We start from the raw sequence: 26,339 nt of genomic DNA on the forward strand, positions 1-26,339 counted from the left end.
GCCCTGGCCCCCTGGCCCGCCCTGGTTGGGGGGGGTAGCGAATTGTGGTGGTTTACCTTGATTTTTTTGCGCTTTAAGTTCCTTCGCTTCTTCCGCTTTCTTGTGATCCAAATACACCGAATAATTACCAGGATACAAGCGCAAATTGCCCCCAGGCTCCAAGGCGAAAACCATATCAATTGTGCGATCGAGAAAATAGCGATCGTGCGACACCACAATTACACAGCCGTTAAAATCTTCCAGATAATCCTCCAAAACCGCCAAAGTCTGCACGTCCAAGTCGTTTGTCGGTTCATCCAAAATCAGCAAATTAGGCGCACTCATCAACACCTTTAACAGAAATAACCTGCGCTTTTCCCCGCCGGAAAGTTTGCTGATCGGTGCATACTGTTGGTTCGGCGGAAACAGAAACTTCTCCAACATTTGAGAAGCGGTAATTATTTCTCCATCCGCCGTTTGCACCAATTCCGCCACACTTTTCAAGTATTCAATAACTCGCTGGTCTTCATTCGGCGTCAAATCCTCTGAATGCTGGTCGAAATAACCAATGTGAATGGTTGTTCCAATTTCGACAGTACCAGAATCCGGCTGAATTCGTCCGGTGATGATATCCATCAATGTGGATTTTCCCGCACCGTTGCAGCCAATAATTCCGATCCGGTCTTCGGGAGTGAAATTGTAGGTAAAATCTTTGATTAAAGTGCGATCGCCATAAGCTTTACGGATATTCAGTAACTCAACAACTTTCTTACCAATTCGGCGGCCGGCTGTAGCAATCTCGACTTTGCCATTGGCTGTTTTGAACTCCTCTGCGCGCATATCTTTAATGCGATCGATTCGGGCTTTTTGCTTGGTACTGCGCGCTTTCGGCCCCTTCTTGAGCCATTCCAACTCGCGCCGCAATACTCCCGAAAACTTGCGCTGAGTGCTGGCGGCGGATTCTTCAGCTAGGGCTTTTTTCTCCAAATAATAAGCGTAATTGCCAGCATAATTGTAAAGGTCGCCGCGATCGATCTCCAGGATGCGATTGGTAACGCGATCGAGAAAATAGCGATCGTGCGTAATCAGCAGCAGTGCACCGCGATAGCCGTTCAAATAGTTCTGCAACCACTCCACAGACAGCGCATCCAAGTGGTTAGTCGGTTCATCCATCAACAACACATCTGGTTCCGAAAGTAAAGCCGTTGCTAAGGCAATTCGCTTGCGATAACCGCCGGACAAATCGGCAATTTTGGCATCAAAATCCTCAATTCCCAACTTAGTCAAAATCAATTTTGCCTTAGTTTCCAAATCCCACGCATCCACCTCATCAATGCGTTCAGATACCGCAGACAAACGCGCCATCAACTTATCGGTATCGCCTTGGTGGTGGGACAATTTATCGGAAATTTCCTCGTATTCGCGCACCAAAGCCATTTGTTCGCCGCTGTCGGCAAATACTTGCTCTAAAACAGTGTGATTTTCGTCCAAATCGGGCTGTTGCGGGAGGTAGACAATTGTAGCCCCTGGATTGACCCAGCGATCGCCAGAGTCGATCGACTCCATACCGGCAATCATTTTCAGCAGGGTGGATTTCCCGGAACCGTTTGTGCCGATGAGTCCGACTTTATCGCCTTCATCGAGGCTGAAACTAGCATCTGTCAAGAGTTCCTTGATGCCGAAGTCTTTTTTGATCGATCGCAGAGTAAAAATAGTCATGAGTATATAAGATTATTTATCTAATTTTTGACATTCATGCACGACTCGCAGTATTTGACATTATATCATGTATTGTACCGCGCTTAAATTTTATTTAGGATTTCACCCAATCCGGTTGAAACAGTCTCTAAAACGACTAAAATAGAGAGACAAACCTGACTTAACTGGGACACTTGATATGGTTTCATCAGAACTAATCTCGACGTTGCGAGAGCTAAGTCGTGCAGACCAGTTATATATTATGCAGCTTTTAATTTCCGAACTAGCTCAAAAAGAAACGGATTTAATTAAACCCGATCGAGCTTATCCAGTGTGGTCGCCCTATGATGCGGTTGAAGCAGCGGATACAATGCTAAAAGTGCTACAAGCTGCTAAAACTCAAAACCATGCCTAACACCGAGCGATACCCATTTGTCTCCAGTGATGCTTTATTGGGCGAAGCTAGTTTTCGTCCATACCTGCCTCTTAGGTTGAACTACCGACAAGCTTCCGTAACAGCATCCGGTTTATTAGATACTGGAGCTAGTGTAAATGTACTTCCGTATTTGTTAGGAGTTGAACTGGGTTATGAATGGGAAAGACAAACAACAGCATTGAGTTTGACAGGAAATTTAGCTCAGTACGAAGCGCGTGTTGTGCTTGTTCAAGCTCTTGTGGGACAGTTCGATCCCGTACAACTTGTATTTGCATGGACGCAAGCTATAAATGTACCGCTGATTTTGGGACAAGTCAACTTTTTTATGGAGTTCAATGTTTGTTTTTATCGTTCCCAGTTGCAGTTTGAAATCGTGCCAAAATCAGCAGGATCGGAGTAACTTAAAGTTTGTTAGCGCTCGTTCAGTTCCAAATCTAAGGTCAAAATTTTTACCGACAGACTAAACGCGATCGCCCGCAACTTCTTCCAATTGATAGCCTCCTTTTCTTATACCAGAAAAATATGGAGACCGTTTAAGTTGTTCAACACGTTCACATCATCAATCATGAAACTCGATCGCATCACAAGCAATCCAAACCGGATGAACGGTCAACCATGTATTCGCAATATACGGCTGACTGTTCGTCGGGTGATTGAGCTGCTAGCAACTTATCCCGATCGAGAAGAGCTACATCAAGAGTTTCCCGAACTAGAGGATGAAGATATCCGGCAAGCCCTAGTTTTTGTATCTTCTTACCTTGACGATCGCATCATTGAGCTACCCGATCGCTAGGTCGTTGTTGCTTTCCGACACCCATTTTTATTAGCAGCAAATGATTGAGGAATTTCGACCTATTCAGTGGCGTTAGTAACCTGGGAAAACCAGCGGAATCACATATATTAAAAACAAACTATTGAGGATAAAAATGATTAATATGCCTACTATTATGGCTGATATTAATCTAAATCTTCTCCGTATTGGTCTTGGCAAATTTGAACTTGAATATTCAATTAATAACTCCCAAAAAATCGGCACAAATGTCACCCATAAATAATCTTTAGAAAAACGCCATGTTTTTTTTAAGATATTCCACTAAAAATTATCGGCTCTTGTTTCATAATTTTCTAAGCTCTGCTGATAGCTGGACAATTTAGACTTATCTAAAGTGTTATTAATCACATTAAGTAAATCCTTGGAAAACGACGTACCTCCCATAACTGCCATAGCATACTCTTCTGTTGGCTTGTTGCCAGTTAAATACCTGCTTGTTGATGAGCTATTTGGGTAGATAGTGTATTCCAAATTTTCGTATGGTTCTCTCTTAGGTTGTCCTGGTTGATCGACTCCCCTTTTAAGGAGATTCCACACAATAAGCGCATCACTAGCAAATGCGTGTACTTCATTGGTCTCAAGAGCATTTAAAGCTTCACGGCTACTATCATAATCAACAAATTTAATGTTGTTTTTACTTAAGAGTTCTAATGTAGTAGATTCTTTAACCACACCAATTTTAATCTCCTTTAGCTCTATAAGTTTTGAATTCAACTTGTCAGCTAATTCTTCTTTTAATAAAAGCTTCACACCTGTTTTATAGAAAGGCTGTGAAAATTCAATACCTTCACCAGTTGGAAGCTTACCAGATAATATTGAATTTGGACCGCATTCAATATCAATTTTACCAGTTTTCAATCCATGATATCTAGGTGCAACGACTCCTTTATGTTGATTCACAATAGGAATGTATTTAACTTTGATTTGTTGACCATTACTAGCTAACTCCTTCTGTAGCTCTTTACCAAAAGTGCCGCAAAACCCTTCAGCAGAATTTGGTTTATGAATTTTATTTTCATAAAAAAGTCTAACTAAATTATTTTCAGGCAAAAATTGAGTAAAAAAATTTACATTAATCTTATTTCCGATCGGGTAAACAGAAGTCCTAACTCCCAGTTTGAGGGTATTAGGTAACTGAGTTGGCGAAGTTTGCGAAACAGCAGGAACATAACTCAAAATACAAGCAAGATATGCTAAAGCCAAAATTATCCCAAGTCGAAAATGTTTTGCAACTGCAAGTACCGAACTCATAACAAGAGAAACTCCACCTCTAATGTGGATTAAAATCAGCATGATTGTGGTCATAAAATTGTGTATTCCCAAAAAATAAGTGTTGCTGAGATGACGCTCTACTTGATTAAGTAGCGTCTCAGTCGTTGCAAGGCTATTTACGTAGTAGAGAAAACAGACGGATTCTATGCTGTTGATACAGCATCTGCTGCCGGAGTGGTATCTGACGGCTTTTTCGCTCGTCCTCAGTAGTTATTCAACTACTCTTAGAACTAGATACACCGCTCTATTACATTATTCCGTACAAAATACTAAATTGGGGTATGACAATTCCAGCGGTGTAACATCTAATTCGCAAGGCACTAACAAGCCTTTGGGCGGTCATTCATACAAAATCCGGATCTTTTACCCTCGATCGTTCGGCGAGTGAAATCGCTGCTAAACAAACAAAGTCCGCCTTCGCTGACTAATAGATAAAGGGAGTATTCAAGCCGGATTTAGGAGTACAGGAGACTATATAACAACTGTCGATCGCTTACTTTTGTATCCTAATTTACAAAAGTACGATCGCTCAATTCGTTCTATAGGCTGTCGGTATCATGCCCGTAAATTGCCGAAACAGTTTTCTCAAATAAATGACTGTGACTATTGAACCCGCACCCAAAGGCAATCTCCTTAATCGATCTTGCCGATCGTGATGGCAATGAGTCCGATCCAAAATCTAGATAACGTATTGACAATGTAAATACATTCTGCATACACTATAAAGTATGAATGTGTATTTCGTACTTAATGGCATTACCTTTGTTTGGAATGACGAAAAAGCTCGGGTTAACCCGAAAAATCATGATGGCGTGACCTTTCAACAAGCCACAGAAGCCTTCTTCGATCCACTTCTTGTGGTAGTTGATGCAAGCCGCAATGATGAAGCCCGAGATGCTGTCATTGGTTTAGACAGACGTTGGAATCTCTTGTACGTCGTTTACATTGAGCGTGAAAACGACATCATCAGGATTATTTCGGCTCGTAAAGCGACACGCAAGGAACGTGAATACTATGAAACTTGAGACATTGAAAAAAAGGTTGAATAGAAATCGTCCAATGACAGCGATTACCATTCGTATGCCCGAAGATGTAATCGAAGATTTGAAGCGAGTTGCACCATTACTTGGGTTTTCCGGTTATCAGCCATTAGTGCGTGCCTACATTGGACAAGGACTTCGCTCCGATCTCGATCGCCTAGAAGAGGATACAATCTCTGCACTTATTGCTAGTTTGAAGCGTCACGGTGTGAGTGATGAAATTATTCAAGAGGCACTTGGTGAAATCATTCAGCATTAGCCCAAGTTTTTGGTGGCAGTTTGAGGTTCTGATTTTATTATGCTTCGACAGTGCGATCGCTATCTCTGGGATGCTTTGCTGTACTGCACCTAAATAGCGATCGCCCTTGTCTTAGCCTGAGAGTCAGATTCAGGTTTGGCGATCGCCCGAATCTCCACATCACTACCCAGCGCGTTTAAGAACCGGAATAGGCGATCGATGGAGAACTCAGATAGTTTGCCACGCAGCAAATTAGTGATTTTAGCGCGATCGATTTTAATGTACTATAATTCAAATACCAACCTTTGTTGGAGTATTTTTTTATGTCCCTGCAAGAGCTTAAAGAAAAAGCCAGCCAACTCTCTGTCAGCGATCGCCTTTCCCTGCTAAGTGCGATCGTTCAATCGCTCCAAACTACACCAGAAATCGAGAATTGGCAATATTTAATTGCACGTCCTCATCCTTGGCGAAAACAACTTTATATTAAAGGACATAAATTACTGGCATCGACTATTTGGCGAGACATGACTGCTAATCATATGTCATCGGAACAAGCATCCGAAAATTGGGATTTACCACTTGATGCTATCTATGAGGTGATTGATTACTGTGAGAATAATCAAGAACTTTTAAAATTAGAAGCAGAGGAGGAACGCTATCGATTAGAAGTAAAAGGAGTCCAACTTGAGCCTACGAATGCTGCTTGACGAAGATTCTCAAGCAAAGTATTTAGTTAATCTTCTTCAGGCAGCCGGTCACGATGTAGCGACAGTTAATACATTGGATTTAATGAATCGTCCAGATTCAGTCGTGTTACAGGCTGCCAGAGAAAATGAGAGAGTCGTGCTGACACGCAATTGTGATGACTTTCAGGAATTACATCAAGCGAACCCAGAACATTCAGGAATTTTGGCAGTTTATCAAGATTCTGAAGCTTCTAAGAATATGAGTTATCAGGCGATAGTGAAGGCAATTGATAATTTAGAGACAGCAGAGTATGACCTAAAAAATCAGTTTGTTGTTCTCAATTAATGGAGTTATTAATTTACCAAAAATTTATTATAAAGTAAGAAAGCTTAATGAAAACCGCGATCGCCCATGCCTTCCAATGTACTATAATATAGATCCCAACAAAAGTTGGAGTATCTTTTTATGTCTTTGTTATTATAGACGCAGGTTCTTATGTCTCAAGCAATTAGGCAAGACATCATCAATATCGCCGAAGAGCAGATTGACGAAATAAAGCAAAAGATTGACTACCATACCACAGAATACACCATCGAATTCATAGTCGATAAATACCTGGAACAAGATGATGGAGGGAGCGGTGAGATTTATATCCCTGAATATCAAAGAGAATTGATATGGGATATAGATCGTCAATCTCGATTCATTGAATCCATTATTCTTGGTGTTCCTATTCCTGCCATGATTCTCGTAGAAATCTATGAAACTGGAAGACTAGAAATTGTGGATGGCTCTCAGAGGGTGAGGACTCTTGCAGCTTTCATGACAAATCAGTTGCAATTGAGTAATCTCCCAACATTAGATTCTCTAAATGGTTCCTATTTTAACGATCTTGCACCCTCACGCCAAAGAAAGTTTAAATATACTTCGCTTAGAATGATAGTTCTCTCAGACAAAGCTGATGAAAAAGTAAGGAATGATATTTTCTATCGCATCAACACCAGCAATCTCGATCTAACTCCTAATTCTAATAGTCTGCTACCAAACTCATAAGCCTGAGAATATGAAACCAAGAATTGACTGTGCTAAGGATAAGCTTTTAAGTCAAAGTCTATGAAAGAGTTCATTAAAGACTTTAACAGGCGAGTGGCAGAAATCCAGAAATATTTTGAATTAGTAGATAAAATTGAACAACTTGGTGCATTATCTTCTAAATAAATCATCTTCCCATCAGGTGAATATATTGTTGATAGCGAGATTCAAAAAATCTTGCAGTCTCATTGTTACCTGCTATTATACAATCTTGTCGAATCTTCTATCAGAAATGGTATAACTGCCATTCATGATGTTATTTTAGTCGAGCAATTAACTTATAAAGATTTAAGTCCGAAAATCAAGAGATTGTGGTTGCTGAACGATAAAAGTAAAAGTTTCAGAGACTCATATATCAAAAAGGATAACGTAGCTGACAATCTTCAGGAATTAATTAAATCGGTTTTGGATGATGAGATGGTTTTGTTAGATCCATCTAATATTCCCATATCGGGAAATTTGGATGCTAAAACTATCAAGGAACTCATAGATATGTATGGCTTCTTTGGAAATTTAGGAGTTGCGAGTAGAGAAATAGATGACATTCTGAATTTTGTGGTTAAGATTCGATGTGATTTGGCACATGGAAATGTTTCGTTTTGTGATGCTTCGAGTCAAATACTTTGGAGCAAGTTAGTTGATGATAAAAATAAATTGGTAAAATATCTAACTCATCTGCTGAATAATATTGATGATTATATTCAGAATAAGAAATACAGAATCTAGCAGTCGATTTTGATGAGTAAACTTTGGCTAGTTTGCGATCGCCAGTGGGGGATTGACAAACAAAAATCCTCTGCGGTAAAATGAGGGAAAAAGCACGGATAATTCCCAGATGATCGCTCCTCAGCAGATTTGATATCTGTGACAGAGTGACACCGCCAGCTTAATGACTTACTCCAGCAACTATCATCAGAACGATTACAGGTGCTTGCTGATTTTGCGGCTTACTTAGCAAATACCGAAAGCGAAGCTGCAACTCAAGAACTTTTGGCAATTTCTGGATTACTAGAGCGAGTTCAGCAAAATCAAGCAACCCCTAAAACTGATTATACAAACTGGAGAAGTCTTCGATCTGATGTATGAAGTTTTTCTGCATCCTGATGCTCAAAAGGTTTATGTCAATGCTCATCAAGCCCTAGCGAAAAAAATTGCCCGATGCTTGGAGCAGAAGCGAACAAACTCCCCGATCGCACCCTAATATTAAAGCCCTCAAAGGAGATTATGCAGGGTACTATAACAGTCAACTAACTGCCAACAACTGACTTCAATTAAAATCTAAAACCCCGCTTCCCATCGGGCTTAACAGTCAACCAATTTGTCTTCGCACTGGCGAGTTGTTCCTCGCTAACTGTAGCGTTAGTCAGATTAGCGCCGCACAAATTCGCGCCTCGCAAATTTGCCTTGGTCAAATAAGCACCCGTCAAGTCAGCACCTCGGAAATCCGCCCCTTCAAAATTAGCAGTGCTGCAATAAGCTTCAGTCAAATTTGCCGATCGCAAATTCGCCTTAATTAACCTCGCGTGGCCCAAATTCGCCCCCGACAAATCCGCTGCTTGCAAATTTGCCTTCACCAACCTAGCCTGATAAAAATTTCCCCCCGCCAACTGCGCTTTTGGCAGTTGCAAACCCGACAGTTCGCAGTCAGCAAAATCGCGCTTGCCTTTAAAATATGCCGCTCGCAAACTGTTGCTGTCCCACTTAACAACAGTTTTCATTGCCTTGGGCGCTGCTAAATTGCCGTTGGAAAATGCGGCAGTTCCGAAAGTTCTGCCGGACTCCGCCAGACTGCGGGAAACTCTGGGCTGCATCCCCGTGTTTCCCGATTGAGTGAATGAAGTTCTACCGCGAATGCTTTGGTTTGTCCGCAAATCTTGATGGGCTTTGGTTTTCGGCGACCACGAAGAACCCTCTTCATTAAATATCGTCGGTTCTTCAACTGTGTGGATAGGAGAGTTGAATTGAGTTGCCAAACCCTCGCAAAGGTCAGCGTCTTCAAATTCGCCATTTAGAGCTTTGATGAGATCTGCTGCCGACTGAAAGCGGTGGCTGACGATCGGCTTGAGCATTTTCTCAAGAATCCGCGTAAAACTTAAACTCAACTGAATGTGGGGCTGCCAAACAATTTCGCCAGTTACGCTATCGAAATCTAAATCCTTGGGCGACTTTCCTGTCAGCAAGTACAAGCAAGTCATGCCCAAGGCGTAGATGTCGCTGGCAAATATCGGCCGCAGTGCCATTTGTTCAGGAGGAGCAAAACTAAACGTACCGACTGAAAATTTCGTGTTAGCACCTTGGTCGGCCGGGTCTACTAACATTGTTTGGCTAACTTGGTCTTTTACCGCACCGAAATCAATCAGAACTAAATGATTGTCTTGAGTGCGGCGAATAATATTTGCGGGTTTAATGTCTCTATGAATTACTCCTTGGCTGTGGATGTATTGCACTACCGACAGAATTTCTAATAGAAAGTTTTTAACATCTGATTCGTTGAAACGCCCTGATTGTTTGACTTCTTGTTTCAGCGTCGAGCCTTTAACATACTCTTGAACCAAGTAAAATTGCCCCTCAGTTTCAAAATAATCTAGCAGCCTAGGTACTTGCGGGTGGTCGCCGAGTTGGCCGAGAGTTTTCGCCTCTCGCTTGAATAATTCCCGCGCCATTTCTAGAATTCGTGGCGAAGAACTACTGGGTCGCAGTTGCTTGACGACGCAACTCGGTTGACCGGGCAAAGAGATGTCTTTTGCCAGAAATGTAGCTCCAAAACCTCCTTGTCCCAAAGGTTGAATGACTTGGTAGCGACCGCGCAGCAACAGCCGCGCACCGCAGGTCTGACACTGGACAATAGAGTCAGGAGGATTTTGAGGATGGGGACAGCCCGGATTTACGCAGTAGCTCATGTTGATTGAGTTTGCCTATGTTTTTCTGATTTTGCCAGCGTCGCTCCATGACACAATTTTCCTGATACCGATTCTGTAGAAATACTTATCTGTACAGTTGGCGGCGGGTCGTGTGTCCGGTTGCGAATTGGAATTGCACCTAAGTCTTTTAGGCAGATATCTTTTCCCTATTTTGATTATGTCGCTGCTGTGAGTTTTTGCGGTAGATTATCCTTGAAGATAGTTTAAAGACTTGCTAAAGTTGCCCTTTTTTGTGTAAAGTCTTTTTAAACTTAGGTGCTTTTGGCGCAGTTAGATGTCTCTAGCATACCTCATTCTCTGAATGAGAATGCTACTCATCCCCCAGCAGCCATCAAGCTTTGAACCGATCGCTCTTGTGTGCTTAATTATACCGCAATCCTGTTGACATAATTCAACAAGTGTGATAGAGGGTTCCCCTAATTGATTCTGGAGCTACAGAGTCATCAAACGGCATTCGCCAGAAGGTAGAATGCAGAAGGCATCCGTCAGAAGGCATTCGTCAGAATTTTTGATTTTTCTTCATAACTACTGACTGTTGACTGTTGACTGTTGGCAGTGGGCTGTTGGTTGTTGGTTGTTGGTTGTTGGTTGACTGTTGACTGTTAGTTCTAATTCCGAATTACCAATTCTTACTGACTAATAACTACTGACTAATAACTACTGACTAATAACTACTGACTACTGACTACTGACTGTTGGTTGTTGGTTGACTGTTGACTGTTGACTGTTAACTGTTATTTGTTAGTTCTAATTCCGAATTACCAATTCTTACTGACAACTGACAACTGACAACTGACAACTGACAACTGACTAATAACTACTGACTAATAACTACTGACAAAATTATGCGTATTTCTCTAAACTGGCTGCGGGAATTGGTTGATGTGACCAAAAGCCCCGAAGAACTAGCCGAAACTCTGACAATGGCAGGGTTTGAAGTCGAAGAAATTGAAGACCGCCGCCGCTGGGCACACGGCGTAGTCTTGGGCAAAATAATCGCCTGCGAACAGCATCCCAACGCCGACAAATTGAGAGTTTGTCAAGTCGATGTCGGAAAACCAGAAGCCTTGAATATTGTTTGCGGCGCACCCAACGCGAGGGCGGATATTTATGTGCCTGTCGCCGTTGTCGGCACTTTTTTATCGACAATTGATTTGAAGATAAAACCTGCTAAATTGCGCGGTGTTCCTTCCGAAGGCATGATTTGCTCTCTCGCAGAATTGGGACTGGCTAAAGAGTCAGCGGGGATTCACATTTTCGATTTAGAAAATCCTGAATTGGGCAGCGATATTCGCCCGCTTTTGGGTTTAGATGATGTGATTTTAGACTTGACAGCAACTGCTAACCGTGCAGATGCTTTGAGTATGGTGGGTGTGGCGCGGGAAGTGGCGGCGCTGACTGGGGCGAGTTTGAGAATTCCTGAAGCAAATGGTGCGGTGATTGAAGGCAAAGAAAGCCTCAGTTTGACAGTAGAAATATCGGAATCGCAAGGCTGCCCGATTTACATCGGCACGGCAATTGAAGGTGTGAAAATCGCGCCGTCTCCAGCTTGGTTGCAGCAGCGGTTGCAGGCGGCGGGTGTGCGACCGATTAATAATGTGGTTGATGTAACTAATTACATTTTATTGGAATGGGGACAACCGCTGCACGCTTTCGATCGCGATCGGCTACAATCTTTCACAGGTAATTCGGATGTCAGCATCGGCGTTCGGTTTGCCAAAACAGGGGAATCCTTCAAAACCTTGGACGGACAAAACCGCAATTTGCAACCGCAAAACCTGTTAATTACTGCTAGCGACAAACCCGTAGCCTTAGCTGGGGTAATGGGTGGCGAAGATACGGAAGTTCACGAAGGCACGCAAAATTTAGTCTTAGAAGCTGCGATTTTCGACCAAGCAACGATTCGCCGATCGGCGCGCGCTCAAGGCCTCCGCACCGAGGCATCGATCCGCTACGAACGGGGGGTGAATCAGGCGGCGCTGACGACTGCTTGCGATCGCGCTGTTGCCCTAATTTTGGAGTTGGCGGAGGGCGCTGCGACGGTGCAGAAAACGGCCAGGGCCAGTGGCGGTGATTTGAGTTTTAGCCGATCGCTAGAATTGCGTCTCGATCGAGTAAATATGATTTTAGGGCAGTTAAAAAGGCGAGAAACTGGCGGTTCTGCATATCTGGAACCCGAAGAAGTAAAAAATATCCTCACCGCCTTGGGATGCGAAGTTGTTGCGAGTGAAAAAGCCGCAGTATTTACGGTGACAGTCCCTGCTTACCGCTACCGGGATTTGGAAAGGGAAATTGATTTAATTGAAGAAGTTGCCAGACTCCACGGTTATGACAATTTTTGCGATACTTTACCCAGCAAAACTGAACCTGGTTATTTGTCGGCAGAATACGCGGCAATTCGGAATGTGCGATCGGCTTTTCGGGCGGCCGGTTTGACAGAATTGATGCACTATTCTTTGGTGAAAACAGAGGGAGACAATCAGGTGGTTTTAGCAAATCCCCTGTTTGTCGAGTATTCAGCTTTACGGACGGAAATGTTGTCGGGTTTGATCGATGCTTTCGCCTACAATTTGGAGCAAGGAAACGGCGCGCTCAACGGTTTTGAAATCGGTCGCATTTTCTGGAAAGAAGGGGATGCTATGAAAGAAGCAGAAGCAGTTGCCGGGATTATTGGAGGCGATCCAACTGTGTGGAAATGGCAGCAAGGTGGGCGCGATCGACCTTTGACTTGGTTTGAGGCTAAAGGTGTCCTAGAAAGCGTATTTCAGGGCTTGGGTTTGGCGGTGGAATATGCAAGCGATTCGTCTAATCCGCGCTTGCATCCGGGGCGCACGGCCGCCTTATCGTTAAACGGGAAACAGTTAGGAGTTTTCGGACAGTTACACCCGCAATTGCAGCAGGAAAAAAGTTTGCCGGAACAGGTTTACGTGTTTCAATTAGATTTAGCGGTGCTGTTGGGTGAATTAGGTCGATCTAGCAATTCGACTCGCAAGTTCGCAGGTTATTCGAGTTTCCCCGCTTCTGACAGGGATATTGCATTTTTTGCACCGATGGAGGTTCCGGTTGTGGAGATGCAAAGTGCGATGAAGAAGGCCGCTGGTAGTTTGCTTTCTTCGGTGGAATTGTTCGACGAGTATCGCGGCGACAATGTACCGGCGGGACAACGTAGTTTAGCATTTCGGTTGATTTATCGCTCGGGCGATCGAACACTCAGCGAAACCGATGTCGAACCAGCCCAGCAAAAAGTCCGCGATATTTTAGTTGAGAAATTCGGCGTTAGCTTAAGAAGCTAACCGTAGGGTGCGTCGCTCTCGAAAATCCCTGAGAAAGCTCGGCAATACCCTAGCGACGCACCTGTACCATCGCGGATTCAGCCAACAAACCCAACAATTATTGGGTAACAAGGTTTTTTAAACATGGTTCTGGTTCCCAGGCTCTACCTGGGAACTTTCTTTAACCCACGGAGGTGGGTTTTGTCTGTCTAGACGCGGTTTCTAACCGCCGGGAGATTTAAGTCGTAATTAAAGGCCGCAACATATCCCGCACCTCGAAAGAAACATCAGGAAATTGCAAAGGAGAAATACTCGCATCGTCCCCCAGCATCAACCGACTTTGATAACCATGCTGACTCGGTTCTCGGAATACGTGAAGTTGCCGATTATTAACATCCAAAACCCAATAATCAGTAATTCCCGACTCAGCATAAATTTTTGCTTTTATGCCGCAATCCGTTCTCAGAGTAGTATCTGCAACTTCAATAATCAAATAAATTTCTAAAGGAGTTGGATGGTGGTCTTCATAGTAAAGTCGATCTGGTATAACTACAGAAATATCCGGTTCAGGTTGAGAGTAATTATTCAGTCTGACAGAATCATGTATACTCAGAAATACCAAACTTCCCAAAGATTTTTGCAGTAGTTCCATTGTACGTTTCACCACTGCACAACGTGGGGGAGTTTTCGTAGCCTTATTTACTATCTGCCCTGCCAATAATTCTACCCGTTCATCTCCATCAAGAATACCAGCTTCAACCATCCGGTGATATTCATAAACATTCAGCAGCCGAATATCCAATAAAGTCATAGTTACCTCATCCCCTCTAACAAAAATCTCTCTTCTTTCCTTCTCTCCCTCTGCGCCCTCTGCGCCCTCTGCGGTTAATCAATCTTATCCAAAAAAATCTTTAAATCCTGGTACACTCATTGTACAATAAATTTTAAACAAATTCATCGAAGGCTCAAAACCGTGACCAAATATGTGATGTGGGGAAGTTACTGCGAGGATGTCCTCGAAAAACGCGCTTTGTTTCGAGACGCTCATTTGGCCCGATTGGCTAAGCAGAAGGAATCGGGAGTATTAATTACGATCGGCCCAACCAAAGACTTAACCAAAGTTTTCGGGATTTACGAAGCCGAAGACGAGGCGGCTGTGCGAGAATTAGTTGAAGCCGATCCTTATTGGGTGAATGGAGTTTGGACTGAGTACGAAGTGAAAGAGTGGATTCAAGCATTTTGAAGGGGATAACAGGGTGAACATCTTAAGATTGGATGACAGCGACTTAGTTCCAGTAGACTATGGCGATTTGCTGGACAAGATTTTAGAAGTTTTGCAGGGTAAAAACCCGTTTAGTCTTTCGGGCGATTCCCGTCGTTTGTTAATAGATATTGATGCGGTAGCAGCTCAAATAGCCACTTCGCAAGTGTTGTCGCCTTTGGGTTCTTTGGAACGTCAAGCACATTCTGCTACAGTCAATTTCACTGCCGAATTTGAAACTCGATTTTGCAGTCAAATTAAACAAATTAGACAATATTTGCGACAACATTTAGCATCTGTTGTGGGAGGGAATGATCCTATTGAAAATTTCGTGTCTAGCTTAATTGAGCCTTTAGAATCACCGTCTTTTCAGGGAAGTGGCACAGACTTAGGTTTTAAATACGATTTTGCCAAACCCTCTCCTATCTTAGCAAAAAAGAAGCTCACTTTGCAGCGCCCAAATACTGTGGGAACAACAGCAATTTTGAAGCTGCATAAATTGACTATCGCCGTGCGAGATTCAGACATCTTTCAGCAACAACTGAAGGAGGGTTTAGAGCATTATATTGATGAAAATGCTGACACTGAAAGTGATAAACAAGAACTGCATCGTCGGCTGGATGAACAGGTTAAAGATGAAAATTCTGATTTCCATAAATTGCTCAAGCTTGTAGATAAAGAAACTCTCGGTAAGCTGAATAAAGAAGCTAAGATTACCTACTTGGAGTATCTGCTAGAACACATCCGCACCATCCGCACAGATAGTGTTGGTATCATTTATTTAGAAGACTTGATCCGGCGGCTTAGGTTGCTCGAAGCATACATTAGCGATCGCACTAAAGAAGATGGCTATTATAATGTCAATTATGCCGGTGTCACAGTTAATTACCAAGATATGTTTTCCAGAGCGGAAGTTTTAGATGCACTTCCCATCATTCCGATTGTAGCAGGTTATTTAGGAGAAACCACAGACAGCGATTTGAACGAACGTAAATATATTTTCGGTTTAAAACTAAAATTTGGTAACGAAGTTCAAGCCCGTGGCGGTAAACCGGTATTTGATTATAACCTGAATTTATTGAATCCTGACAGTGATGAACACAAAGCAGAATTAGCGGATGACTACACTAGCGAAACATTTATCCGCAAGGTATTAAAAATAGCATTGTTGTACTATTTTGTGTTTGCTTCTCGCAGCAATCCTTTAGTGGCAGATTACAATTCTGAATCGGAACTAACTTACGATCCGAGACAAAGCTTTGAATCCGCCGTAATGCCGGTGTTGCAGGGTTCTGACGAACAGGCGAAACAGCGGATATTTAAAGGTATCATCAGAGGGTTAAATGAATATCATATTGAAGTTAAAATCGACAGTCTCAAGCAACTATTGAAAAACTTTATAGATAGGCAGACAATTTTGCCAACTCGCACAGAACCGCGACATATCAACGTCAAAAGAGGTATTTTAGAAGACATCGATAATACTTTAACTACTGGTCGATTTTTTAATGATGTCCTGCAACGAAATCCCAAACAATCACTCCAGTATATCGCCGTCGAACAATCTAGCATCAACGAAACAGCTATCTGTCAGCTACCAGTCACTATCACAATCGAAGATGTCCGCTACTTCCATACTGATGAATTCCAGAATTTCAGCATGGAATATAACATTAAGGGCATCAATACTTTGCCTGTACTTTGGGTTCCCGAAACTCTGATTAGTGTATATAGTAAAAGTTTTGCCGAAAAGTATAAATTGCTGTTGTTTCGTTATAACAATAAACGTTTAGATAGCAAGGACGGTTTGAAACCAGATGCAGCATTTGTTTACAAATTTGCTGTTTCGCTGCTGTCTTATATTTGCCTGCAAATCTTGTTACACAGTCAGAAAAAGAATTTGTTTATTCCGATGGTGAGACTGCACGAAGGCGACCACAATAACCCTTTCCCGTCAGAAAAGTTTATGGCTAACGTTTCTAAAACATTGTCTCATTTTTTTAGTGAAAAATATCGATCGACTTCTCAAGGATTTCGAGTTAAGCAAAAACCGAATGGTTACAGTATTCGCAATGGTTTAAGTTCCCTCTATTCAATATTGCCTAAAAAGTTTAAATTTAGGAATGTTCCACTATCTCCAGAGTTGGACAATTTAGCAATTATTGTCGTCTCCAGTTGCGAAAGTGATGCGAAAAAAGGTAATAGCGATCGATTTCAGAGAAAAACGTGTTTGTTAGGCGAAGTTGCGGGAATCAAACGCCTGTCAGAGGATACAATTCAAGTCGGAATGCTGAAAACTTTGTCAGAAAATTACAGCGTTCAACACCTTTACAGTCAGCCATCAATTCTAGAAGATACTGTCAGCCAGCTATACAAAAATGGATATCGCAATTTCCTGTATATTGCACAAGCACCTTATACAAGCACGCTGCACATTACCCAGACGGATGAAGATCAACAATTGTTTTTTATGTCGAAAAAGCTCATCCAAACTTTGAAAGGAGAGCGACAAGATATCAAGATTTATCCGGTATTTTTTGATAAATACTATGTCCGCAGTCCTAAAGAACACAAGGGAGAATCTTTCTACATTCAGGATACAATGGAACTGGAAGGTTTATCAAAAGATCCTAGTCAACAAGCTGTGATGTTTTTTAATCTATTTAACGGTATCAAAGTAGATCAGCAGGGACAAAAAAACTTTTACAACGGCGTAATTTCCTACTCGACACTGTTGAATATATATGAAGGTATTCTGGATGACCAAGATATTCGTCAAGGTTTGATGTACGATGGTGAAATTAAAGATACTTTACTACACTATTTAACCATCTTCCACTTTTCTAGGTATGAAGCCCGTCAACAGATTAGCTTGAAACTCGATCCATACTCTCATATTATTGGCGATGATTCTGTGGGTGCTTTATCTATGTTTCCTCATGCGGGCGGAAGTGCAGAATTTAACTCGCTGGCTTTTTTGAATAAGGTAAGAGAAGTATTGAATGTCGGTGATGGAGGTACGCAATCATGATCGGTGAAGATTTTGGACGACTGTTTGAGGTTGGATTCAATATCGGAATTTTGGCATATATCCAAAAGGAAAAGATAGCTCATGATTTTGGTAATTCCTACCGTCTGGATTTGCAGCAGCTCAAATTGCCAAAGATGATGGCGGAAATGATTAGAGAAGCTAATCTTCTGGCTAGTTTAGATGCTGAAATCGCTGAAAAATGGAGTTTGTTTTTTGTCCAAAAAGGCTTTTTGGGTGGGTTGAATTTCTTTCGGGAGTACATCAAATCTACTGGCTGGAATTTGCAGCGGTTGGAAATTGTGTATTGTCAGTGCAGTTTTAGTGATGCTAACAGTATCAGAACCTATAACAAGGGTGAAAAAGAAGCATTTAAACAGCTTTTGTCTCAGTTGACAACTGATAAACTTAGTTTGTCAGATGATGAGATTAACTCGTACATCCGCCGTTACTCGAAAAAGGGCGAGTTTTTGCAAGCTGATACGCTGATGCTGTTACAGCATGGGAATGATTTTAGAATTCTCTGCGTTGATTTGTCGGTGTTTTCTCCCACGCTAGCTCCCAAAGCGCAAGATATCAATGAAATAGAGGTGATTCGGAAGTATTTGATGACAGAAATTAGCTATTTGCGATCGAAAAGTGTGTTTTCTAATCTGCGGATGGATACGAGCACTTTGGGTGTGGATTTTTCAGAGGATTTGAAAGGCTATTTCACAGCTTTTAAGTATAAGGATAAGGAAAGCACGAAGTTAATTCAGGCTGGTAGCTATGCTCACAGTTTCTATGGATTTCTGCAACAAACAGGTATCCTGGGACAAGATGCTGAGGTTTTGTTGAATGTGGTGGGTTATGCCGATCGCAATATTAGCACAATTTCCCTACGCCAGGACAAACTTAAGTTATTAGCAACTTGCGCCGAAATTTATAAAAAGGAAGTTACCAACAAACAAATTAGTGACTCTCGCAGCGAAGTTTTAGGTGTAATCGAACTCAACGCGGCTCGCAGTTTCAAAGAAGGGCGAAAGTTTGTCGATTCTCTGTTAGCAATTGAGAAAAATGTGACTAAACCTGTATGTCATACTGAAAAAATAGACAATTTTGTTAATTCGATTGATATTATATCAGATAAACTGGCAGATAAATTGCAAATCGATCGCGGTTTGCATTTGAGAAATGCTCACGCCCAATTGATTGTAAAAGCGCTTCAATCCGATCAAACTTATATCTTTTTGACTGGGAATCCGGGAATTGGGAAAACAACTGCGATCGCCAATTTTCTGAAAACACATATTGACGACGGTTTCTTATTCTTATACGTCAGTCCCCGCAAGCAAGTAAACTTGGATATCATCGATAAATTTAAGGATAAAAATACTGGCTTGTTGTGCGATGATAAGTTATTCTGTATTAACACAAACTCCGATATTATTGCCAGTTATTCGGGAAAGCGTACAGTCAAATATAGCTCGAATACCCGCCATGAAAATTTTGTCCAAAAAACGGTTAACTTTCTCAAAGACAATCCAGAAAATCAGCTAAAAGAATACCACCAGCGAGAAATTGCCAGAAAAAATGAAACCGTAATTGAACCAGCTAGCCTCAAAACTATGGGAGTGCTAAATAGCATTTGTAATGGGATTTATAGCCTGATTAATTGTAAAACTTCTAATAATATTGTCGCTACGGTTTCCATCCAATCTTTGAGGATGAAAGAAAATCGACAAAGTACCCTTGATTATTTAGAACAGATATTTCAAGATACTTATAACAAACGAGAAAAATTAGTCATACCCGCTAAAATGCAAGAAATATCTAGCCGCATCAAACACATCTTCATTATGATAGATGAAATTACGGGAGATGACGGTGGCGTTGAGTTTTTAGCGGGAATTGCCAAGATTGTTAAAAATCATGAGTTGCACGAGGCAAAACACGGTTTTAATACTAAAATTATTGTAGCTGATGCTTCGATTGTTGACTCGGATGTGATCAAACAACACCTTGAAAATACATCCCCAGAACCGGATAAAATATATTTCAAGAAATTAGCTAAAAATTCGGATATCATTGAACCTTTACAAGTCAATTCTTTTGCATTCAAACGGCTACCGGCAACAGTAATTAATGCCAACTCTTATCCAGCCCGCAGTTTAGAGATAACTTATAAAGTATTTGTAGAAACTGTTAAATACAATGAAAATGCGTCTTTAAAGGAGGATAATGATTTAGTAAAACGGGTACAGTCTGAAATAATTCAGGATATCAATCAGCGATTGGCGCAACCGGGTGTCGAACAAATTATTGTCTATATCCAAAATAAGCGAAGATTGGCAGAATTGATTGAGAAGATTCAAAAAGAACGAGAATTTAATCAGTTTGAATATTATCTAGAAATTCATGCGAATATCTCGGAAGAGGAGAAAGCAAAAATACAGGAGTGCAAAGATAGGGCTAAAGTAATTTTTATGACTGCATCGGGAAGTCGCGGGTTGTCTTTCCCGAAAACGAAGCATATTTTAGTTGATATTCCCCGATTCCAGATTGAGAAAAATCTGATGGAAGTGATACAGGTGATTTATCGGGGGCGCGGTGAAGATAAACAGGGTAAAACTCTTGACGGTGAAGATAAGGAGTTGGTTTTTTATGTGTCTGATACAGCAGTTTATTATGCTGATGATGCGGAACTTTCCCTGCAAGAAAGTAAGTTGAGTTTGTTGAATTTACTGCTAATTCTGAAGACGGCGGTGATGACGCGAATTTCGGGATACGGTTATTTAGGTAGGGACAAGTTTTTGATGATTCCGATTGGCGGTAAGTCGGTTTCCGCAGTGGGAGATACTTTTAGTAACAAGATGGCTTCTCTGATTAAAACGCTCAAGAGTGAAAGCATCCGAGGAAATAGGTTGCTAAAGGAGGTTTATACGAGTTTAGAGGAGCTTTTGGGGCGTGGGGAGTTTGTTTTGACAAATTCTGATAACTCTCGTCAGAAGGGCGATTCCTATCTGGAAATGCGGGATGATTTTAACAAGAAGTTTTTGGATAAGTGTAATCCGCTTGCAGGTTTGCTGAGTTATGATAATTTAGAGATTGGTCATGTTTGTGGTAGTTTGTTGGTGGTGCCTCTGGCTAATAAAAATTTGCTGGAAAAATACCAGATGCGGCTGCGCGAGCAAATTCAGAAATGTGTAGATAATGGGTTGCTGCAAAAAATGTGTTGGATTAGGGATAGCGAGTCGTACCCGGAGAATGTACGATCGGCTATAAGAGGAGGTGCGATCGAGCTTTTGCAATTTCTCAACAGCGATGTCGAGAAAACTCAGTATTTTGAACAACTCAGTCAACAGTTCGATCGCTATTATGCCATACCGCTATTTGCTTTCGTCGGCGGGGAGGAAATGCACCAGTATTTTGCTGACAGCGGGCTGGAGGAACCGGAAGACAGGCGGTTTCGGGATATCTTGTCGGCTTATGTGCGATCGTTCTACCCTGTAGATAGTTTAATGCCGATCGGGCACAAGTATCAAGATTTTCCATTTATCGTGTTTAGAAGCTACAGTTTAGAACAAAGTCGAGCCAAGATGTTCACAGATAAGTACCTGTTGAGCTCCAACGAGTTGAACGTGCTCAACTTGATTTTATCGAAGCAAGACGGGGGGTAAAACCCCGCAGTATGCCGATCGCCAACCTATTGGGCTGTAAAAAACTGTACAATAACAAAAGTTAAAAATTTCTGCAAACAGAGTTACTGAGTCAAACAAATATGGCAGTCAAAGTAGGAGATACGGCACCGGATTTTACCTTAACTTCGCAAACTGGCGCATCAGTCAGCCTCAAGGATTTTAGAGGTCAAAAAAACGTCATCGTCTACTTTTACCCGAAAGACGATACACCAGGATGCACGGCGGAAGCTTGCGCTTTTCGGGATAGTTACGAAGTTTTCAAAGACGCAGGTGCGGAAGTCATCGGAATTAGCGAAGATTCGCAGCAGTCTCACGAGAAATTTGCCTCGAAATATCAGTTACCTTTTACTTTGTTGAGCGATACGGGGAATAAAGTTCGGCAATTGTACGGTGTTCCAGCTACAATGTGGATTATGCCCGGTCGAGTTACTTATGCGATCGACAAACAAGGTGTTGTCAGGCACATTTTTGACTCTATGCTAGATTTTAAAGCTCACATTTCGGAATCGATTAAAACTTTGGAAACTATCAAGAGTTAGGCGGATTGGTAACTCTATCGGGGCGGGTTTACCAAGAAATGTAATTCAAACCAACAATATGATAAACCCGCCCCCGCCCACCGACAAAACCGCATCAAGATTTTGCCAAGGGCGATCGCCCGTGATTTTAAGCGCCGTGTTTCCATTCAATTAGTTTCCCCAGCGAGTGGGGAGGTGGTTTTGATACCGGGCTATCTGAAAACTATGAACACTCAGGCGTTTCCATGCAATTAGCTTGCCCAACAAGTGGGGAGTATTTAGCGTTAACTTCCGTGGCTGCGATCGGTTGTTTCTATTCAACCAGTTTTAAAAGATTTAGGTTTGCAGAATTCTGAGATTGTCAAAACAGCAGACGATTGGGTTTTGGTGACTTGAAAATAAGCGATGGTGTTTGCCCAAATTCTCGTAGGGGCGAGTTTCACCAATCCTCTATGTCAAAAACCAACAATATCATAAATCCGTCTCCACCCAACGACTGAAAATAGTTAAATTTTGCCCCAATCACGGGGCTTTTTTTGTGCTTGTTAATTCTTCGCAATTCGGATTAATTGCATAAATTTGAATTGTAAAAGTTTGTCTTTGAAGTTTTCCAGAGCTTAAAAAATTAGAGCTTTTGGCACTACAGAAAACTCTGATTTTTTAAGTTTTGTTTGCGATGTGGTGTGAAGTCGAAGCCTCCTTCGATTCCGCATTAATAGAAGACTTCGACACACTTTGTCTTAGCTACGTATTTCTAGCAAGTGACAAGTTAACTTGCTAGACAGTGCCGTAACCCTTCGGCTGGGGGATAGGACGATGCCTTAAAGACGTTTACTCTATGCGGTAGAGGCGTCCCCTAAAAGGCATCCCCCCAAATTTAGACTATTACAAATCTAGTCTTTTGTCAACAGCTATTTATGGTTGCCCTTAAACTGTCGCATTAATAGAAGACTTCCACTAATTTTGTTTTAGCATTTCCATTCAATTAGTTTCCCCAGCGAGTGGGGAGTCGGAAAACATGGCTGGCACTTCTCCCAATTCCGAAACGATTGCGAGTTTCCATTCAATTAGTTTCCCCAGCGAGTGGGGAGAACTAAAGCCGTTTACAGGAATTCAGCAACCAAGGTTTCCATTCAATTAGTTTCCCCAGCGAGTGGGGAGTCGCTAACAAATACATAAATTGAGGTTTGACTTCAACCAAGGTTTCCATTCAATTAGTTTCCCCAGCGAGTGGGGAGCTCAGCGTCGCAAAGAAAGTCTTCGTGACTTTATTGTTTCCATTCAATTAGTTTCCCCAGCGAGTGGGGAGTCATGAACACAACAATATCTGACAACGGTACATTGACCATTCGTTTCCATTCAATTAGTTTCCCCAGCGAGTGGGGAGGCCGGAGGCGCTGGCGATGGGAAGGCCCGCCCCCAGGTTTCCATTCAATTAGTTTCCCCAGCGAGTGGGGAGAAAAAAACACTTGCCTTTCAGAGTGGATACGCTGCACCGCCCACAGCGACGTTTCCATTCAATTAGTTTCCCCAGCGAGTGGGGAGCCGTATCACTAGCATTCTGTGTCGTGAAGTTCTCACGTACTTAGTTTCCATTCAATTAGTTTCCCCAGCGAGTGGGGAGCTAACTTACCAGACAGCATTAGCCCACAACTAAGGTTTCCATTCAATTAGTTTCCCCAGCGAGTGGGGAGTCTCAACGTGCTGACCTAAACATCAAGGCCGGCCCCACCAAGTTTCCATTCAATTAGTTTCCCCAGCGAGTGGGGAGTGTCAATATTGGCGGCCGTGAAGTTACATTTGTTGGGGTGTTTCCATTCAATTAGTTTCCCCAGCGAGTGGGGAGTTTTGGCGCAAAACCTACTATTTGGGGCAAACTACGCGGTTTCCATTCAATTAGTTTCCCCAGCGAGTGGGGAGTGAAAAATGCCGTAATCGAAGTCAAATGGGACTATGTACCAAGTTTCCATTCAATTAGTTTCCCCAGCGAGTGGGGAGAACTCAGTAAAACCAGCAGAAGCAGCTTGATATGGTTTCCATTCAATTAGTTTCCCCAGCGAGTGGGGAGTAAGCAAAAACTACATAATCCCCTCTAAAGTTTCCATTCAATTAGTTTCCCCAGCGAGTGGGGAGACTACAAAGTAAATATTTCTAGTAAATCTTGCAATTCAGAATCTGGTTTCCATTCAATTAGTTTCCCCAGCGAGTGGGGAGTTAGTGGCAGCCTCTGACAGGAAGGAAAATGATTCGCCTCCAAGTGTTTCCATTCAATTAGTTTCCCCAGCGAGTGGGGAGGCTGTGTCGGCGGCAGCGGTTCGTTGTTTGGTTCCGACGATCGTCAGTGCTGTGTTTCCATTCAATTAGTTTCCCCAGCGAGTGGGGAGAAAAATTTAATGAAACTTTTAGGGAGATGGCTAGTGTTTCCATTCAATTAGTTTCCCCAGCGAGTGGGGAGGAAAAAAATCGCCACTGCGCTTACACCAGCAAAGTTTCCATTCAATTAGTTTCCCCAGCGAGTGGGGAGTCAAGGTTTCCATGAAATGATAAAAACTTGTCGGCCGACAACGTTTCCATTCAATTAGTTTCCCCAGCGAGTGGGGAGTTGTACAAGCTCATAGATAGTAACGCAAGAGCTGCCGTGTTTCCATTCAATTAGTTTCCCCAGCGAGTGGGGAGCGGTCAGGTTTTGACGAAAATACGAAATACTTAATTGTTTCCATTCAATTAGTTTCCCCAGCGAGTGGGGAGAATACAAATTCGCTACACTGCTAGTCGAAAAAGGACTGGGAATGTTTTCATTCAATTAGTTTCCCCAGCGAGTGGGGAGCTATCACGTGCTGCAAACCTATCCGATAGGGTACCAAAGTCTATGAGTTTCCATTCAATTAGTTTCCCCAGCGAGTGGGGAGGGGACAAGGAAGTAGGTAACATCGGATGGTCAGAACCACAGCGTTTCCATTCAATTAGTTTCCCCAGCGAGTGGGGAGAGGATGGCTAAAGCCGGAGCAACACCGGAATTGTTTGAAATCAAGGTTTCCATTCAATTAGTTTCCCCAGCGAGTGGGGAGGTTAGCCGTTTCGATCCGAGCCTGAAGTGCGAATTCATCCGTTTCCATTCAATTAGTTTCCCCAGCGAGTGGGGAGAAGCGGATTGTACGCTAATGTGTGCATGGGTATTTTGGTTTCCATTCAATTAGTTTCCCCAGCGAGTGGGGAGTTTATGCAAACAAAAGCCATTTACCGCAACACGGAAAGCAAAGTTTCCATTCAATTAGTTTCCCCAGCGAGTGGGGAGAAAAGTAACTGCAAAATGCAACTTTGAGTATCAGACGTTTCCATTCAATTAGTTTCCCCAGCGAGTGGGGAGGTAGCCAAACAACTTATTACCATCATCGATCCGGCTAACGTTTCCATTCAATTAGTTTCCCCAGCGAGTGGGGAGAAAAGTAGAAAATTATTAGATAGTAGTAACACTCAATTGAAGTTTCCATTCAATTAGTTTCCCCAGCGAGTGGGGAGAGTGGCTGGGAACAAGAATTTTCTACCTGGGTTAAAGCTTGTTTCCATTCAATTAGTTTCCCCAGCGAGTGGGGAGTAGTATCTGTAAAAGAATTGCAGTAGAGGAATACTGTTTCCATTCAATTAGTTTCCCCAGCGAGTGGGGAGAGACGTAATGCTCAAAATAAAGAGGGAGTTGGACAGCTTGTTTCCATTCAATTAGTTTCCCCAGCGAGTGGGGAGTCCATATTTTTGATTTCTATGTACTAGCTTTGCGTTTCCATTCAATTAGTTTCCCCAGCGAGTGGGGAGAAAACTAAGCTTTTGATAGCAGCTACTAACAAAAATCCGGCAGAGTTTCCATTCAATTAGTTTCCCCAGCGAGTGGGGAGCTACTCATTTAGTAGTTAATCGAGTGGGGGATAGTTTCCATTCAATTAGTTTCCCCAGCGAGTGGGGAGGTAGTCGGTTCCTGGTAGATGTCGAATCTCTGTTGTCGAAGTTTGTGTCGTGTTTCCATTCAATTAGTTTCCCCAGCGAGTGGGGAGTATCGGAATCACTTTTGATTCTGAATTACCAATGGGCGATCCGTAGTTTCCATTCAATTAGTTTCCCCAGCGAGTGGGGAGTACATGGTCAAATCCTACTTTGAGAAAATCATAAAGAGAGTTACTGTTTCCATTCAATTAGTTTCCCCAGCGAGTGGGGAGTCACATTATCCGAGTAAAACCATCAAGAGGATATGCGTACTGTTTCCATTCAATTAGTTTCCCCAGCGAGTGGGGAGGAGGAAGTAACGATCGCTGTCGCACCTCAAGTAATTACGTTTCCATTCAATTAGTTTCCCCAGCGAGTGGGGAGTTGAGAATAAGAGCTAACATCTAAAT

At 42.4% G+C, this 26,339-nt stretch carries 20 protein-coding genes and 1 CRISPR repeat array; of the genes, 15 read left to right on the top strand and 5 right to left on the bottom strand.

What is annotated here, in order from left to right; all coding sequences use genetic code 11:
• Positions 1-1,698 (bottom strand): ABC-F family ATP-binding cassette domain-containing protein (locus IQ270_RS15525; RefSeq protein ID WP_228056402.1); only part of this gene is annotated, 1,698 nt, incomplete at its 3' end.
• 241 nt (positions 1,699-1,939) lie between these two features.
• Here IQ270_RS15525 and IQ270_RS15530 point away from each other — a divergent pair.
• The 3 genes from IQ270_RS15530 (at position 1,940) to IQ270_RS15540 (ending at position 2,906) form a co-directional block, all read left to right on the top strand.
• A complete protein-coding gene (locus tag IQ270_RS15530) occupies positions 1,940-2,092 on the top strand; it encodes a hypothetical protein (protein ID WP_228056403.1) in 153 nt (50 codons plus the stop codon).
• On the top strand, positions 2,085-2,513 hold the full coding sequence (locus tag IQ270_RS15535; protein WP_193974072.1) for a hypothetical protein: 429 nt from the start codon (positions 2,085-2,087) through the stop codon (positions 2,511-2,513). Before IQ270_RS15530 ends, IQ270_RS15535 begins: the two co-directional genes overlap by 8 nt.
• A 165-nt stretch (positions 2,514-2,678) precedes the next feature.
• Complete coding sequence (locus IQ270_RS15540) at positions 2,679-2,906, top strand: DUF433 domain-containing protein (RefSeq protein ID WP_193974073.1); 228 nt, start codon at positions 2,679-2,681, stop codon at positions 2,904-2,906.
• 300 nt (positions 2,907-3,206) lie between these two features.
• On the opposite strand, the gene IQ270_RS15545 is transcribed toward IQ270_RS15540, so the two are convergent.
• A complete protein-coding gene (locus IQ270_RS15545) occupies positions 3,207-4,250 on the bottom strand; it encodes a transporter substrate-binding domain-containing protein (RefSeq protein WP_193974074.1) in 1,044 nt (347 codons plus the stop codon).
• A gap of 695 nt (positions 4,251-4,945) precedes the next feature.
• Here IQ270_RS15545 and IQ270_RS15550 point away from each other — a divergent pair.
• Positions 4,946-5,242, top strand: coding sequence for a BrnT family toxin (locus IQ270_RS15550; protein ID WP_193974075.1), 297 nt, complete (start codon positions 4,946-4,948; stop codon positions 5,240-5,242).
• Positions 5,232-5,516, top strand: coding sequence for a hypothetical protein (locus tag IQ270_RS15555; protein ID WP_193974076.1), 285 nt, complete (start codon positions 5,232-5,234; stop codon positions 5,514-5,516). Before IQ270_RS15550 ends, IQ270_RS15555 begins: the two co-directional genes overlap by 11 nt.
• Before the next feature lie 89 nt (positions 5,517-5,605).
• On the opposite strand, the gene IQ270_RS31105 is transcribed toward IQ270_RS15555, so the two are convergent.
• Complete coding sequence (locus tag IQ270_RS31105) at positions 5,606-5,776, bottom strand: XRE family transcriptional regulator (protein ID WP_339384182.1); 171 nt, start codon at positions 5,774-5,776, stop codon at positions 5,606-5,608.
• Positions 5,777-5,818: 42 nt separating this feature from the next.
• On the opposite strand from IQ270_RS31105, the gene IQ270_RS15565 reads away from it, so the two are divergent.
• The 5 genes from IQ270_RS15565 to IQ270_RS15585 all read left to right on the top strand — a co-directional run bounded on the left by IQ270_RS15565 (position 5,819) and on the right by IQ270_RS15585 (position 8,360).
• Positions 5,819-6,202 (top strand): hypothetical protein, encoded by a 384-nt coding sequence (locus tag IQ270_RS15565; protein WP_193974077.1) that lies wholly within the window; start codon positions 5,819-5,821, stop codon positions 6,200-6,202.
• A complete protein-coding gene (locus IQ270_RS15570) occupies positions 6,192-6,527 on the top strand; it encodes a DUF5615 family PIN-like protein (RefSeq protein ID WP_193974078.1) in 336 nt (111 codons plus the stop codon). The genes IQ270_RS15565 and IQ270_RS15570 overlap by 11 nt, the downstream gene beginning before the upstream one ends.
• Positions 6,528-6,677: 150 nt before the next feature.
• Positions 6,678-7,235: a DUF262 domain-containing protein gene (locus IQ270_RS15575; RefSeq protein WP_193974079.1), complete on the top strand. Its 558-nt coding sequence runs from the start codon at positions 6,678-6,680 to the stop codon at positions 7,233-7,235.
• Between the two features lie 204 nt (positions 7,236-7,439).
• The gene (locus tag IQ270_RS15580) at positions 7,440-8,000 is read left to right on the top strand and encodes an MAE_28990/MAE_18760 family HEPN-like nuclease (protein ID WP_339384183.1); all 561 of its coding nucleotides are present in this window, start codon (positions 7,440-7,442) and stop codon (positions 7,998-8,000) included.
• Positions 8,001-8,201: 201 nt separating this feature from the next.
• A complete protein-coding gene (locus IQ270_RS15585) occupies positions 8,202-8,360 on the top strand; it encodes a hypothetical protein (protein ID WP_228056405.1) in 159 nt (52 codons plus the stop codon).
• A 185-nt stretch (positions 8,361-8,545) separates the two neighbouring features.
• Here the strand turns inward: IQ270_RS15585 and IQ270_RS15590 are convergent, their stop codons facing one another.
• Entirely contained in the window at positions 8,546-10,174 is a 1,629-nt protein-coding gene (locus IQ270_RS15590; RefSeq protein WP_193974081.1) for a serine/threonine-protein kinase, read from the bottom strand.
• Positions 10,175-11,040: 866 nt separating this feature from the next.
• Between IQ270_RS15590 and pheT the strand changes: the two genes are divergently transcribed.
• A complete protein-coding gene (gene pheT / locus IQ270_RS15595) occupies positions 11,041-13,488 on the top strand; it encodes a phenylalanine--tRNA ligase subunit beta (RefSeq protein ID WP_193974082.1) in 2,448 nt (815 codons plus the stop codon).
• Positions 13,489-13,705: 217 nt separating this feature from the next.
• On the opposite strand, the gene IQ270_RS15600 is transcribed toward pheT, so the two are convergent.
• Positions 13,706-14,278, bottom strand: a complete 573-nt coding sequence (locus IQ270_RS15600; RefSeq protein ID WP_193974083.1) for a Uma2 family endonuclease — start codon at positions 14,276-14,278, stop codon at positions 13,706-13,708.
• A 162-nt stretch (positions 14,279-14,440) separates the two neighbouring features.
• Between IQ270_RS15600 and IQ270_RS15605 the strand changes: the two genes are divergently transcribed.
• The 4 genes from IQ270_RS15605 (at position 14,441) to IQ270_RS15620 (ending at position 21,975) form a co-directional block, all read left to right on the top strand.
• Positions 14,441-14,710 carry a YciI family protein gene (locus IQ270_RS15605; RefSeq protein ID WP_193974084.1) on the top strand — a complete coding sequence of 90 codons (270 nt, stop codon included), beginning with the start codon at positions 14,441-14,443 and terminating at the stop codon, positions 14,708-14,710.
• A 13-nt stretch (positions 14,711-14,723) separates the two neighbouring features.
• The gene (locus IQ270_RS15610) at positions 14,724-17,759 is read left to right on the top strand and encodes a hypothetical protein (protein WP_193974085.1); all 3,036 of its coding nucleotides are present in this window, start codon (positions 14,724-14,726) and stop codon (positions 17,757-17,759) included.
• Positions 17,756-21,415 carry a helicase-related protein gene (locus tag IQ270_RS15615; RefSeq protein WP_193974086.1) on the top strand — a complete coding sequence of 1,220 codons (3,660 nt, stop codon included), beginning with the start codon at positions 17,756-17,758 and terminating at the stop codon, positions 21,413-21,415. The genes IQ270_RS15610 and IQ270_RS15615 overlap by 4 nt, the downstream gene beginning before the upstream one ends.
• Before the next feature lie 101 nt (positions 21,416-21,516).
• Positions 21,517-21,975, top strand: a complete 459-nt coding sequence (locus IQ270_RS15620) for a peroxiredoxin (RefSeq protein WP_193974087.1) — start codon at positions 21,517-21,519, stop codon at positions 21,973-21,975.
• Positions 21,976-22,927: 952 nt separating this feature from the next.
• Positions 22,928-26,313: a CRISPR direct-repeat array (repeat unit 36 nt; unit sequence GTTTCCATTCAATTAGTTTCCCCAGCGAGTGGGGAG).
• Positions 26,314-26,339: the final 26 nt, after the last annotated feature.

It is taken from the genome of Microcoleus sp. LEGE 07076, from assembly GCF_015207455.1.
In the GTDB taxonomy this organism is placed as follows: Bacteria; Cyanobacteriota; Cyanobacteriia; order Cyanobacteriales; family Microcoleaceae; genus Microcoleus.